The sequence below is a fragment of the Pseudomonas sp. MSSRFD41 genome (genome assembly GCF_014230245.1).
Lineage (GTDB): Bacteria > Pseudomonadota > Gammaproteobacteria > Pseudomonadales > Pseudomonadaceae > Aquipseudomonas > Aquipseudomonas piscis.
Genome location: NZ_JACKZK010000006.1, coordinates 206,376 through 221,054, shown reverse-complemented (window position 1 = coordinate 221,054; position 14,679 = coordinate 206,376). Strand labels below are relative to the sequence as shown.

Here is a 14,679-nt window from a genome sequence, read left to right as displayed (position 1 = left end):
CCCGTAAGATTCACGCCGGCCATTGTTTCGATATGGCCGCTCCAGTCAAGTTCGCTGAATCTGCCAGGACTCCAGATGAATCGTAATGACCTGCGTCGTGTCGACCTGAACCTGTTGATCGTGTTCGAAACATTGATGCACGAACGCAGTGTGACCCGCGCCGCCGAGAAACTGTTCCTTGGCCAGCCCGCCATCAGCGCGGCCCTGTCGCGCCTGCGCAATCTGTTCGACGACCCACTGTTCGTACGTACCGGCCGCAGCATGGAGCCCACAGCCCGGGCGACGGAGATCTTCGCCCTGCTGTCCCCGGCCCTGGATTCGATCTCCACCGCCGTGAGCCGCGCCGCCGAGTTCGACCCGGCCACCAGCAATGCGGTATTTCGCATCGGCCTGTCCGACGACGTCGAGTTCGCCCTGCTGCCGATGCTGCTCAAGCGCCTGCGCGCCGAAGCCCCGGGCATCGTGCTGGTGGTGCGCCGGGCCAACTACCTGCTGATGCCCTCGCTGCTGGCTTCCGGGGAGATTTCCATCGGCGTCAGCTACACCACCGACCTGCCGGCCAACGCCAAGCGCAAGGTCCTGCGCCGCAGCATGCCCAAGCTGCTGCGCGCCGACACCGTGCCCGGTCCCCTGGGCCTGGACGACTTCTGCGCCCGCCCCCACGCCCTGGTGTCGTTCGCCGGCGACCTGAGCGGCTTCATCGATGAAGAGCTGGAAAAACTCGGGCGCAAGCGCCACGTCGTGCTCGCGGTGCCGCAGTTCAACGGCCTGAGCACCCTGTTGGCCGGCACCGATATCCTCGCCACCGTCCCCGACTACACCGCCGAGGCCCTCACCGCCGCCGGCGGCGTACGCGCCGAGGACCCGCCCCTGCCGGTGCGCAGCTTTGAAATGCACATGGCCTGGCGCGGCTCCCAGGACAACGACCCGGGCGAGCGCTGGTTGCGCTCACGGATCCAGATGTTCTTCGGCGACCCTGACAGCCTCTGAGACCACGCCCAGGACTTTTCCATCGATCTGCAGGCTCGCTGACCAGGACCCTACCGGTACCGACCGGCACCCTCAATAAGCAGGAAATTTCCTAACCCGAAGCTGGAAAACCTGAGCATGGGGCAATACCCTGCCACCACCGCCCGAGGTTACGAGCTGAAACATGTCAGGGAATACACCGTTTGAAAGCCCACGTTGGATGCGGGACCTGGTCCGCTTCCTGCCACTCAAGAGCCAGTTTGTCCTGTCCGGCAACATCCGCGACTTGCAGGCCAGCGAGGTGGCCCCCGGCACGGTCACGGCCCTGAGCTTCAACCAGGCCCTCGGCGACACCCTGCTCGCGGCCGGCTACGCCCATGTACTGACGTGGGACCCGGTGACCGGCATGCGCGCCATCGGCAAGGCGGACAGCGATCCTGCAGCGGGCCAGACCCTGCTCAAGGAGCTGGGCCTGACCCCGGTGGATGGCGCCGCCCCGGCAGGCCCCGATCTCTTGGCCGCCACCGTGCAGCGCCTGGTGAATCGCGCCGGCCCACCGATTGCCCTGGTCATCGACTTCGCTTCACGCCTGGTGGTGCGCAACGATTCCCTCAGCGCCGCCGAACACCAGCTGTTCACCCAGGCCCTGGTGCACTCCCACCAGGCCCGCAGCCGGCCACTGCCGGAGCTGCGCAAACCCTTCTTCAATACCTTGCTGTGGCTCGTGGAAAAGGAAGGCGACCTGCCCGACTGGCTGCTGGTGGACAACCCGCGGCTGCGCCACATTCCGGTATCCCGGCCCGACCAGCTGACCCGCCGTGCCCTGGCCCCGGCCCTGCTCAAGAGCCTGGCCGGCAGCCAGGAAGCCAGCGAGGACAGCACACGCGAGGCGGTGGATGCCTTCGTGCAGAATACCGAAGGCCTGCTGCTGCTCGATCTGAGCGCCATCGCCCAACTGGCAAGGGTCGAGGGCGTGGCCATGGAACAGATCGCCGATGCCGTGCGCCGCTACAAGATCGGGGTCACCGAAGATCCCTGGCTGCGCATCGACCGCCAGCAGATCCGCCAGGCCGATGAACGAGTGCACCAGCGGGTCAAGGGCCAGGATCATGCGGTGACCCACATGCTCGACATCGTCAAGCGGGCGATGACCGGGGTCGGCGCCAGCCGCAAGGGCAACCGGCCCCGGGGCGTGGCCTTCCTCGCCGGTCCCACGGGCGTGGGCAAGACCGAACTGGCCAAGACCATCACCAGCTTGCTGTTCGGCGATGAAAGCGCCTATATCCGCTTCGACATGTCGGAGTTCAGTGCCGAGCACGCCGACCAGCGCCTGATCGGCGCGCCGCCCGGTTATGTCGGCTACGACGTGGGCGGCGAGCTGACCAACGCCATCCGTGAAAAACCCTTCAGCGTGGTGCTGTTCGACGAAATCGAGAAGGCCCACCCGCGCATCCTCGATAAATTCCTGCAGATCCTCGACGACGGCGTGCTCACCTCCGGGCGCGGCGACCGGGTGTATTTCTCCGAGGCGCTGATCGTATTCACCTCCAACCTGGGCATCTATCGCCAGGGCGACAACGGCGAGCGCGTTGCCAACGTGCTGCCCGGCGAACCCTTCGAACAGATGCAGGAGAAGGTCCACAACGAGATCGACCGCTACTTCAAGCTGGTGCTGAACCGCCCGGAGATCCTCAACCGCATTGGCGAGAACATCATCGTCTTCGACTTCATCCGCGAGGATGTGGCGATCCAGATCTTCGAGCAGATGGTCGACACCACCTTCAAGGACCTGCAACAGCAACAGGCGTTGTTCATCGAACTGAGCCCCCAGGCCCGCCAAGGCCTGCGCGCGCTGTGCCTGCATGACCTGTCCAATGGCGGCCGGGGCATTCGCAACCAGCTCGAGGCGCGCCTGCTCAATCCATTGTCCCGGGCCCTGTTCGACCAGGATGCGCAGCCGGGCGAGCGTTTCTCGATCACCGCGCTGGACGCCGGCGGGTTGCTCATGGAACGCCGCTGAAGATGCAACTGAGCCTGTCGCGGGTGCATTTCCCGGTCACCACCCTCGGCCCCGGGCGGCGCCTGGGCATCTGGTTCCAGGGTTGCAGCATCCGCTGCCCCGGGTGCATTTCCGCCGATACCTGGGGACCGGGCCAGCGGCGCCTGGACATCGACCAGTTGCTCACGCAACTGGCGCCCTGGCTGCGCGAAGCCGACGGCATCACCCTGTCCGGCGGCGAACCTTTCGATCAGTTCGAGGCCCTGCTGCTTTTACTCCAAGGGCTGCGCCGCCTCAGCCCTGTGGACATCCTGGTCTACAGCGGCTATCCGCTGGAGCGCCTGCAACCCCAGTTACGCAAGGCCGAGGGCCTGATCGACGGCCTGATCAGCGACCCCTACGAAGAACGCCTCGAACAATCCCTGGCGCTGCGCGGCAGCGACAACCAGCGCCTGACCCTGCTCACGCCCCTCGGCCATGCGCGCCTGGCGTCCTATGAGCGTCCCCTGGAAGCCGCCGACAAGGCCCTGGACCTGATGTTCGACGTCAACGGCAGTGTCTGGATGGCCGGCATCCCCCGACGTGACGACCTGCTGCATCTGCGCGACCTGCTGCAGGAGCAAGGCCACCAAATACAGACCAGTGCGCACCGCCACTGAATGGAATTCTCCCGATGATTCGCTTCTGCCCCAACTGCCAGACCGAACGCCCGCTCCAGGAGCTGTTCTGCGAAGGCACCGTAGACCAGCACCCCTGCAACTGGGACCTGGCCGGCGAACCGCTGCGCGCCGACGGCTGGCGGCCCCAGGTCATCGTCACCCAAGACGCCATGCCCCAAGACCCGATGCCCCAGCACGGCCCAGGCCAGGACAGCCCGCCGCCAGAGGCCCCGGCCCAGCCCGAGACCATCGCGCCGGGCCTGGTTTGCAGCAACGGCCATGCCATGGAGCCAGGCGACTTGATGTGCCTGGAGTGCGACGCGTCTCCGGCCCAAGACCAGGACCAGGTCCCTGGCAACGCGACGCCTGGGCCGGCACTCCCTGATGCCGGAGGCGACCCGGCCAGCGCCAGCCAGACCCTGATCGACGGCTGGGCGTTGATCCGCCAGATCAGCAGCACCGACGGTGTGCGCGAACGCTACCTGGCCAGCCACCAGGCAACGCCACTCCAGGCGGTGTTGACGCTCTACCGCCCCGGCGCCGAACCCGACCCGGCGATCTACGATGTGATCCGCCGCCTGCCCCGTGCGCATGTGCCCGAGATCATCGCCACCGGACGCTGGGACGGCCGGGCCTACGAGGTCATCGAAGAGCTCAGCGGCGGCACCCTGGCGGACCTGGGCAGCATCATTCGCGACACCGACAGCGTGCGCCATGTGGTCCGGGAACTGGGCCAGGCGCTGCATGCCTTCAACGAAGCCGGGCTGCGCCATCGCGACCTGCGCCCGGCCAGCCTGCTGGTGCGCACCCGCGAGCCGCTGGACCTGGTGATCAGCGGCTTCGGCTCGGCGCGCCTGTCGGAGTTCGACCTGGATATCGTGTCGCCCCTGGAAACCAGCCGCTACATGGCCCCGGAAGCCATCGCCGGCGGGGTAGCCGCGGCCTCGGACTGGTGGAGCCTGGGGATGATCCTGCTCGAACAGTTGACCCAGGGCGCCTGTTTCGAAGGCATCCATGCCAATGCCTTCCTTATTCATGTACTGGCCAACGGGGTGCCGATCCCCGATGACCTGGACCCGGGGCTCAACCTGTTGCTGCGCGGACTGCTGGCCCGGGACCGGCACCAGCGCTGGCAGTGGCCCGAGGTCGAGGCCTGGCTCGGTGGCCATCCGGTCGCGGCGCCGGCCTCGTCGTTCCAGGAGCGCGACGACGGCGAAGGCGCCACCTTGCAGCTGGGCCAGCGCCACTACCACAAACCCCGGGTGTTCGCCCTGGCCGCGGCCCAGGCCGAACACTGGGCCCAGGCCCTGGACCACCTGCTGCGCGGGGTGATCGTGACCTGGGCCGAACAGCTCGGCCTGCCCTCCTCGCTGCTCGCCGGCCTGCGCCAGGTGGTGCAGCACGACGGCCTGGAAGACGACTTTCGCCTGATGCTGGCGCTCAAGCTGCTCAATCCGCAAGTGCCGCTGATCCATCGCGGCGACATCGTCACCCCGGGCTGGTTGCTCGAACACCCGTTGGAAGGCTACCGGCTGATCAGCGGTTCGGTTCCCGATCTGCTGGAGCAATTGCAGACCGACAACTGGCTGTCGCGCCTCAAGCTGCGCGCCGAGCAGGTGCGCCAGCGCGCCCTGCACCAACAGGTCGAACTGGTGGAAGAAACCCTGCGCATCTACCTGCTGTCGACCTCTCGCGCCAGGCTCGCCACCCAGTGGCAGGAGCGCCAGCGCCTGCTGCCGGATACCGAGCATCCTGGCCTGGCCTACCTGTCGGAACGGCGGGTGATCGCCGAAGAAGACCTGATCGTGCTGCTCAGCGCTGCCATCGAGCAATTCCGCTCGGTCGACTCGATCATCCAGGAAGCCACCGAGCTGGCCCAGCGCACCGAGGTCGGCTGGTTCGACAGCGAGCAAGCAAGCGCACTGCTTGAGCACCCGCGCCCGGACCTGTACCGCAGCGTCGACGAGCGCATCCGTGGTTTCGCCCGCAGCGGCGTGCCGGCGGTGGATGAGTGGGCCGAGCAGTTCCGCCTGGAACGGCGCATGCCCCTGGCCAAGGTGCTGGTGCTGCTGGCCATTCCCGAGAGCCAGTGGCTGGAGCCGCAAAAGCAGCACTACGTATCGCAGATCCTCGACTTCTTCGAGAAAAAGGTAGTCACCGCGGTGATGCGCGGCCCTTTGGTGCGCATGAACATCGGCAAGACCACCGCCCGCGTCGACCTGGCCGAACTGCACAGCGAGCGCCGTCCCGCCGCCGCCCTGCTCGACCACCTGCTGCAACGCAACGAGCGCGCGGTGAACCTCGACCCGGAATGCTTCCAGGCCGATCCGCGGATCGAGGCCCGACTGCATGCGCTGTACCGCCAGAGCGCGTTGTACAAGCGCGACACCGGCATCGACGGGCTCTACCTGGGCTTCCCCTTCTTGCTCAGCCGCGATCCGCGCGGCAACGCCCGCCCGCGGATCATCCCGTTGCTGCTGTGGCCGGTGAAACTGCTGCTGGAGCTGGGCCAGCGCGGCAACGCGCGGCTGGCCTTCGACGGCGAACGCGAAGAGGTGCGCCTGAACCCCGCGCTGGACAGCGTGCTCGGCGTCGAGACCTGCAAACTCTGGCGCAAGACCGCCGATGAACTGCTCGGCCGTTCGTCCATCCGCACCAACGACGTGATGGATGCCTTCGGCATGCTCGCCGGCGTACGCTCGCGCACCTTCGCCAGCCTGCCGGCCAGCACGGTGGAGGTCGCGCCCTACCAGGACGAACTGGCCTGCGCGGCGGTGCTGTTCCACGTCACCTTCATGGGCCAGGCCATTGGCGAGGACCTGCGCCAGCTCAAGTCGCTGTCACCCAACGGCACGGGCCTCGAGACCGCCTTGCGCCTCAGGAATGGCGAGGACGAACAGCCACCGGCCGATCCCGGGGAGCTGCAGCGCTATTTCACCGTGGCCAGCGACCCGTCCCAGGAAGCGGCAGTGCTCCAGGCCCGGCAAGGCCCCGGCCTGCTGGTGGAGGGGCCGCCCGGCACGGGCAAGAGCCAGACCATCGTCAACATGGTGGCCGACGCCATCGGCCGCCAGCGCAGCCTGCTCATCGTCTGCCAGAAACATGCGGCGCTGGAGGTGGTGCACAAACGCCTGGTGGCCGAAGGGCTTGGCCAGCGCATCGTCATGCTCAACGACGTCAACCGCGACCGCGAGCCGATCATCCGCAGTATTCGCGAGCAGTTGGAGGCCCTGTTCGCCGCTGGCGGCGACAGCCAGGGCTGGTTGCGCCAGCGTGAACAGACGGCGGCGCGGATCGAGGCCCTCGAGGGCGAACTCGATCGCTACCACCAGAGCCTGCATCACCCGGACCCGGCCAGCGGCCTGAGCTATCGCCGCCTGCTGGGCGAGCTGATCGAACTGGAAGATGGCCCCGCGCCCCTGGAATTCCCGGCCCTGCGCCAGCACCTGGCGCCCCTGGACCCCGCCAGCCTGACCCGCCTGGAGGAGCGCTGTGCACCACTGGTTCGCCTGTGGTTGCCGGCACGCTACGAAGGCAGCCCCCTGGCGCAGCTGCAAGCCTTCGCCGCCGATCGCCCGACCCTGCAAGCCTTCGACGACAACCTGCGGGACTTCGCCCAGGCCGAGGCCGATCGCCAGGCCACGCTGCAAGCGCATCCGGCCAGTTTCGAGATCGACGACCCCGCGCCCTACCGCGCATGGATGGCGGCGCACGTCGCCACCTTGCTCGACCTGGACCCGCAGCAGCGGCTGCGCCTGGCCCGCTGGCTACCGCTGTTCCGCCTGCGCGAGCATGAGTCGGTGGCCCGTGGCGAGGCGATCCTCGACGAGCTGCGACAACTGCAGCAGCAACTGCGCCAGTTGCCGGAAGATCGCTACCAGGCGGCGCTGTCGCCCGCCTTGGGGCTGATCGACCACAAGCGCCTCGGCAGCCTGGGCCAGGATTGCGCCAAGGTCATGGCCGCCCGTTCCTGGTGGTCGCGGATCAACCCCGTGCACCTGCTGCGCCGTGGCCGGCTGCGCGAGTTCCTGCAGCAACGGGGTGAAAACCGGGTCGAGGAAGTCCTGCCCGCACTGCACGCGGCCATCGACCTGGAGCGCCAATGGCGCCCGCTGCGCGCCGAACTCACGGCCCTGCAACGGGAGCTGGGACTGGACGCCCCCGCCCCCGAAGCCGGCCTGGAGCTGAGCGCGACGGTCACCCTCGACATCCGCCAGCTGCTGGAGATCCAGGTCCTGGCCCAGGCCCTGGCCCAATCGCCCCGCGTCCGCCAGGCCGACGCTGCGGTGCTCAGCGGCGACAAGCGCGAGTTCGAAGCGTTGCTCGGCGACCTGGACGCCTCGCTGATTCGCCAGGGCGTACGCCAGACCAGCCTCGACCAGCTCAAGCTGCTCGGCCACTGGCTGGGCGCCGAACTGCTGGGGCAACTGCAACAGGCTATCGAGCACAACCAGAGCAACGAGTTGCCCCTGGCCCGCCTGCAACAAGCCCTGCCCTGCCTCGGCGCCTACCAGGCGTTCCGTGGCCGAGCCAGCCTGCTGGGCCCGCAGGAGCTGGAGCTGCTGGCCCTGCTGCGCCAACGCCAGGCGCCATTGGACGCCCTGGCGCCCGAGCAACTGGAAGCCGCCGTGCGCCGCCTGCTGAACCGCGAGGCGCGGTTGGGCTGGAAGCACCGCATCGAGCAAGCCCACCCCGAGTTGCTGTACGGCCAGGACGAAACCCAGGCCAAGGTCGCCAGCCTGGCCCAGGCCGATACCCGCATGCGCGAGCTCAACCGCGAGCTGCTGGCCAAGGGCATCGATCCCTCGCGCCTGGGCAATCGCAAGCAATGGGAAGACGTGACCCGGCTCACCGGCAAGCGCTCGCGGCGCCTGCGCGAATTCATCGAGCTGGGCGCGCCGCTGGGGCTGATGAACCTGCGCCCGGTGTGGCTGATGAACCCGGACGTGGCCAGCCGCGTGCTGCCGCTCAAGGCCGGCCTGTTCGATACCGTAATCTACGACGAAGCCTCGCAGATGCCGGTGGAGTTCGCCCTGCCGACCCTGTTTCGCGGGCAGGTCACGGTGGTCAGCGGCGACGAGAAGCAGATGCCGCCGACGGCGTTCTTCTCCAGCCGGGTGGAAAGCGACGAAGCCGAACTGTTCGACGGCGACGAGCCCGACGCAGAAGCCGACCAGGAGCAACGCGAGGCCTTCGAAGACACCTGGAACCGCCGGGAGATCAAGGACTGCCCCGACCTGCTGCAACTGGCGCGCAATGCCCTGCCCAGCACCACGTTGCAGATCCACTATCGCTCCGCCTACCGCGAGCTGATCGGCTTCTCCAATGCCTCGTTCTACGGCAACCGCCTGAATGTGCCCGTGCGCCATCCACAAGCCAGCATCGAGCGGGTCAAGCCGCTGGAGCTGATCCAGGTCGAAGGCCTGTACCAGAACCAGAGCAACGCCCAGGAAGCCGAGCGTGTCGTGCAGTACCTGGCCGAGCTGTGGCGCCAACCCTACGAGCAGCGCCCCTCGGTCGGCGTGGTGACCTTCAACCGCAAGCAGGCCGAACTGATCGAGGAACACCTGGAGGTCCACGCCGCCCAGGACGAGGTGTTCCGCAGCGCCTACGCCCAGGAGCGCGAACGCAGCGAGGACGGCGAGGACATGTCGGTGTTCGTCAAGAACGTGGAGAACGTCCAGGGTGACGAGCGCGACGTGATCGTCTTCTCCTCGACCTTCGGCCGCAACAGCCAGGGCACCTTCCGCCGCAGCTTCGGCGTGCTTGGCCAGACCGGCGGCGAACGGCGCCTGAACGTGGCGGTCACCCGCGCACGGCACAAGGTGGTGATGATCACCTCGATGCCCATCGGCGACATCTCCGACATGCTCAATACCCAGCGTGCGCCGGCCAGCCCCAGGGACTACCTGCAAGGCTACCTGGAGTACGCACGGGCGCTGTGCGCCGGGGAGTTCGCCTACACCGGCAAGCTGCTCGACCGGCTGCAGACCGACCGCGGCAACCTACAACGCGACCAGGGCCAGGAGCGCGACGGCTTCGCCAGGATCGTCGGCCAATACCTCCAGGCCCAGGGTTGGCAGGCCGCGCCGGCCAGCGAGGGCGACGCCTTCGGCCTGGACTTCGCCATCGAAAACCCCGGTACCGGCACCTACGCCATCGGCATCGAATGCGACGCCCCTAGCCACACCTTGCTGGAACGCGCCCGCGCCCGCGAGATCTGGCGCCCGTCGGTCCTGCGCCGGGCGATCCCGCATATCCACCGGGTGTCGTCCCAGGCCTGGTACCACGACGGCGACAACGAACGCGCCCGTCTGCGCGAGGCCATCGAACGGGCACTGCCGTCCGCCCGGCCAGGTCCGGTCACGGCCTCTTCCAGCGATACGGAGATCTGCCCATGAGTGGTCCCAAGGTTGTGCGGATCGTCACCCGCGAAGAAATCATCGCCCTGTGCGAGGGGCACCTGCAGCGCCTGGAACAGGCCATGGCCCGCTGGGAAGCCCAGGCCGCCAGGCTCGGCGAATTGAACGAGGAACAACGCAACGCCACCCGCGCCCGCGCTGAGCGCCTGCGCGCCCTGCTCGACCAGGAACAGTTCGCCCAATTGCAGAAAGCCGTGCCGATCGAGATCGAGTACCTGCGCCGCGACCAGACAGAACGCGAGGAACGCGCGGTGCTGCGTGCGACCGAGCAACGCCAGCGCCAGCGCCGCCAGCAAGAAAATGCCGCGACCCTGCTCGGCGCCCTGCGCGCCGCACAGGCAGCGGTTGCGCCCGAGCTGTTGCAAGACGTGGCGCGCCTGGCCGAAGGCACCGACCTCGCCCATGCGCAGCAGGTCCTGGCCCAGGGCTTCAGCCAGCTGGCCAGGGTCGACGAGACGGACAGCTTGAGCGAGCGTCAACGCGAACTGGCCCGGCAACTGCGCGAAGAGACACCCCAAGCCAGCCTCGAACAGTGGATCGCCGCGCAACAGCCAGCCGAGCGTGATCCGCGCCTGCAACGCATCGACCGGCATATCGCCGAACTGCAACTGCTCCAGGGCGCGCCAGCCGCGACCCCGTTCCTGCAACGGCTGGCCCGGGCCGAAGCCCAGGAGCAGGCGCAACAGCGCAACCTGTTGCTCGACAGCCTGGTGATCGAGCTGGCCGAGGCCACGCGTGACTTCCAGCAGCGCCGCGAACTGCTTGGCCAGGTGCAGGACCTGGCCAGCGAACTCCATACCCATGCCACGGCCGATCACGCGGCCCTGCTGCGCCAGGTCGCCGAGTGCCACGAGCACAGCGACCTGGCGCTGCTGCAAGCGCTGAAGTCCGAATGCGAGGCCGCGCTCAGCGCTGTGCTACAGGCCCAGGCTGCACTGGCCCGGCGCCAGGCCATGCTCGAGGGGCTGGCCCGGCTCGGCTACGAGGTTCGCGAAGGCATGGCCACCGCCTGGGCCGAGTCCGGCAAGGTGGTGCTGCGCAAGAGCGCCACCCCAGGTTACGGCGTCGAAGTCGGTGGCAAGGCCGACAACGGCCGCCTGCAGGTGCGCGCTGTGGCCCTCGACCCACAGCGGGACAAGGGGCGCGATCGGGATATCGAGACGATCTGGTGCAACGAATTCCAGCGCCTGCAAGCGCTGCTCAAGGACGGCGGCGGCGAACTGCTGATCGAACGCGCCTTGGGGGTGGGCGAGGTGCCGCTCAAGGAAGCCACGGTCATGGGCGAGGAACCAGAGGCGGCGAACGTCCAGCAGCGAACGCTTTGAGCTCGCCGGACGCTCGCCCCTCTCTCGGTTCAAGCCGGCCCTGGCTCCAACCCGCGATGGGCCTGGCGCCACTGGATCGGGCTGACGCCGTACCAGCGGCGAAAAGCCCGGGAAAACGCGCTGATTTCCGAATACCCCAGGGCCAGGGCCAGCTCGGAGATCGGCAGGGTCGATTGCTGCAGGTAGTACAGCGCCAGTTCCTGGCGCACGGTGTCCACCAGGCTCGAGAAGGTCAGGCCGCTTTCCCCCAGGCGGCGCTGGATGGTCCAGCTGGGCATGCGCAGGTTATGGGCCACTTGCTCCAGGCACGGGTAGCCCTCGCCGAGCAGGTCGCGCACCTGGGCCCGCACCTCGGCGACCATGTCCGGTCGGCCTGGGTCGGCGCCGGCCACCGCGAGCTTGTGCAGGCTCTCCAGGAGGATCGCCAGCAGCTTCGGGTCGTGCCCGGGCATCGGCCGCTGCAGCACGCTGCGGCGAAACACCAGGGCGTTGCAGGGTTGGCCGAACAGCACCGGGGCATCGAACACCTTGCAGTGCTCATGCCAGGCCTCGGGCTGCGGATGTTCGAAATGCACCCGCTCCGGCGCCCAGTTCTGGCCCAGGGCATGGCGTATCAGGTTGGCGAACATGCCCAGGGACAGCTCGGCATCCTGGCGCTTGCGCAAGATGGCGCCGTATTGCACCTGGTAGTCGAGGCGACACAGCTCGCCGTCCTCCACCAATCGCAGCAGGCTGCCCTGCTGGTGCGCCGGAAAGGCCCGGGCGACGTTGCGCAGGCCCTCGCCGAGGGTCGCCGAGCACATCCCCACATAACCCAGCAGGCCCAGGGAGTCCGGGCGGAACTGCTGGCCATAGCGCAGGCCGAAATTATGGTTGCCGGTCTGCCGGGCCGCCTCCTCGAACACCGAGCAATACTGGTTCAGGTCCAGGCTCAGGGTCGGGTGCAGCAATTGCTCGGGATCGATGCCGGCCATGCCCAGGATGCGTTCGGGATTACCGCCGTGCATCTGGATGAAATCGCTCAGGCCGGTGGCGGCCGAGGCGAGGACGCCGACCTGGCTTTCATGGGGACGGCTCGTGGACGTGGTGATCAGGGGCACCGGGAACCTCCTTGCACAGTCACCATGGACGGGGGGCTGGACTACGCAAGTTCCATTCCAGATCCCCGCCAGGCCCCGCGGCGCCGGGCTCCGCGGTCTCAAGCCCGGCACTGTCGGCGCCAGGCGTTGCTCGGAGCCGGGCGCCAGTGCACCGGTGCGGGGCGTAGCGGTTTGTAACATCGATTCAATGCCCCCCGTGCGCCAGGACACCCCGCCAGCCGTCATCCAGGTAGCGCCGGCACAACCCCAGGGTCTGCTGCACCCACTCGCGCCCCAGGCACTCGGCCTGCGCCGTCCCCCGGTGGGTTCCGGTCCAGGCCAGCAGTTGCAGGCGCCGCTGCATGATCAGGGTCGGCAGCATGGCCAGGTCCTCGGGCGCAAGCGCCAGCTGGCTGCAGTAGCCCTGCAGCCAGTTGTCGATCCATTGCGCCAGCTCAGGACGATGCTCGAAGAAACTCAAGGCCGCGGCCAGGTCGTGCAGGTACCAGCCCAACCCGCAATCGTCGAAGTCGATGATGCGCGTGTGCTCGCCCTGCACCAGCAGGTTGGCCAGGCGCAGGTCGGCATGGATCAGGCCGAAACGCTCGGGCCCCTGGCCATAGTCGGCCAGGCGCTGGCCGAGGACGCCCACCACCTCGCCGATCAGCGCCCGAGCCCCCTCGTCCAGGTAGGGGGCCTGCTGCCAGGGGCCCCAATGCCCTTCGGGACCGAGCATGCTCGCGTGGTTCCAGGTCATGCGCGTGAAGTCCCGGGGCTTGCGCCAGCGCCGGGCCTGTTGGTGCAGGCGCGCATTGATCGCCCCCAGGCGGCGGAACGAAGCATCGAGGCCGTGGGACGGAGGCTCGCGGCCCTCGATCCAGTCGAACAGCACCACATACCGGCTGCCCAGCCCGGCCAGCTCGACTTGCTGGATCAACTGGCCATCCAGGCCGGCGATAGCGTCGGGCACTTGCAGCCCCTCCTCGCGCAGCGCCGCCAGCCAGGCCAGTTCGCTGGCGATCTCCTGGTACGAGTGATAGGCCGGGCGATGCACCCGCATCACCGAACGCCGACGGCTGTTGTGCAACAGGTAGGTGGCGTTCTCCGAATGGCTGAGCAGGCGCAGCTCGCCGTGCAGCGCCGGGGCATAGCGCAGGACGGCCCGGCTGGCCAGGGGGGCAACGGCATCCAGGTCGTTGGCGGGGTTCGAGGCAGTCATCATCAGCGCGCTCCAGGGTAGATAGGCCACCACAGGATGCGAGGCGGCCGACGCGCATCGCTTGACCGCCCGGGGCGAAATCTTGACTCCAGGACACAAGGCGCGCGGCCGTCGCCACAGATTTGATATTTCAGGGTAAAAGTTGTGCCGCGCGGTCAAGTGCGACCCAGCGTCCGCGCTCCACCATCCCGTTCAATCCACGCAAAAGGACTTATCCATGCTCACTTCACTTCAAGGCAAAAGCGTTCTGGTCACCGGCGCCACCAGCGGCATCGGCCTGGGCATCGCCTATGGCTTCGCCCGCCAGGGCGCCCGGGTCGCCATCAGCGCCCGCCACGCCGACAAGGTCCAGGGCGTTGCCCGGCGCATGCGTGACGAAGGCCTGCAGGTCGAGGGGTTCGTCGCCGATGTGGCCCAGGGCGCCGCGGTCCGCCAGCTGCTGGCCGACGTCGCCGGCAGCCACGGCGGGCTGGACGTGCTGTGCTGCAATGCCGGGGTGTTCCCCTCGGCCAGCCTCGAACAGATGAGCGAAGCCGACTGGGACGGGGTGCTGGCCACCAACGCCAAGGGCAACTTCCTCTGTGTCCAGGCGGCCCTGCCCTACCTGCGCCAGGCCGAGTACGGGCGGGTGATCCTCACCTCGTCGATCACCGGCCCCGTGACCGGCTTCCCCGGCTGGGCCCACTACGGCGCCAGCAAGGCCGCGCAACTGGGCTTCATGCGCACCGCGGCGCTCGAACTGGCCAGCGATGGCATCACCATCAATGCCGTGCTGCCGGGCAACATCCTCACCGAAGGCCTGCAGGGCATGGGCCAGGAGTACCAGGACAGCATGGCCGCCTCGGTGCCGCTGCGGCGCCTGGGCAGCGTCGAGGACATTGCCAACGCCGCGCTGTTCTTCGCCTCCCGCGAAGCCGGCTACATCACTGGGCAGAGCCTGGTCGTCGACGGCGGCCAGATCCTGCCCGAATCCCTCCAGGCCCTTGCCTAGAGGCTTCACCTCTCTG

Annotated in this window: 7 protein-coding genes and 1 pseudogene; 6 read left to right on the top strand and 2 right to left on the bottom strand. The window is 68.0% G+C overall.

Translation table 11 applies throughout. The features are described from left to right. Positions 1-75 precede the first annotated feature (75 nt). The 5 genes and pseudogenes from H7A76_RS12685 (at position 76) to H7A76_RS12665 (ending at position 11,374) form a co-directional block, all read left to right on the top strand. The gene (locus H7A76_RS12685; RefSeq protein WP_260497959.1) at positions 76-990 is read left to right on the top strand and encodes a LysR family transcriptional regulator; all 915 of its coding nucleotides are present in this window, start codon (positions 76-78) and stop codon (positions 988-990) included. A gap of 125 nt (positions 991-1,115) precedes the next feature. Next, positions 1,116-2,989, top strand: a pseudogene (locus tag H7A76_RS12680) (AAA family ATPase). A 2-nt stretch (positions 2,990-2,991) separates the two neighbouring features. After that, positions 2,992-3,627, top strand: a complete 636-nt coding sequence (locus H7A76_RS12675; protein ID WP_185698795.1) for a 4Fe-4S single cluster domain-containing protein — start codon at positions 2,992-2,994, stop codon at positions 3,625-3,627. Between the two features lie 14 nt (positions 3,628-3,641). Next, positions 3,642-10,028 carry an AAA domain-containing protein gene (locus H7A76_RS12670; RefSeq protein ID WP_185698794.1) on the top strand — a complete coding sequence of 2,129 codons (6,387 nt, stop codon included), beginning with the start codon at positions 3,642-3,644 and terminating at the stop codon, positions 10,026-10,028. Further along, entirely contained in the window at positions 10,025-11,374 is a 1,350-nt protein-coding gene (locus H7A76_RS12665; protein ID WP_185698793.1) for a hypothetical protein, read from the top strand. Before H7A76_RS12670 ends, H7A76_RS12665 begins: the two co-directional genes overlap by 4 nt. A 29-nt stretch (positions 11,375-11,403) precedes the next feature. Here the strand turns inward: H7A76_RS12665 and H7A76_RS12660 are convergent, their stop codons facing one another. Both H7A76_RS12660 and H7A76_RS12655 read right to left on the bottom strand, forming a co-directional pair. Next, positions 11,404-12,474, bottom strand: coding sequence for an AraC family transcriptional regulator (locus H7A76_RS12660; RefSeq protein WP_312026253.1), 1,071 nt, complete (start codon positions 12,472-12,474; stop codon positions 11,404-11,406). Between the two features lie 184 nt (positions 12,475-12,658). Continuing rightward, positions 12,659-13,675 (bottom strand): phosphotransferase enzyme family protein, encoded by a 1,017-nt coding sequence (locus H7A76_RS12655; protein WP_221775206.1) that lies wholly within the window; start codon positions 13,673-13,675, stop codon positions 12,659-12,661. Positions 13,676-13,889: 214 nt separating this feature from the next. Between H7A76_RS12655 and fabG the strand changes: the two genes are divergently transcribed. Continuing rightward, on the top strand, positions 13,890-14,663 hold the full coding sequence (gene fabG / locus H7A76_RS12650; RefSeq protein WP_185698792.1) for a 3-oxoacyl-ACP reductase FabG: 774 nt from the start codon (positions 13,890-13,892) through the stop codon (positions 14,661-14,663). Positions 14,664-14,679 lie beyond the last annotated feature (16 nt).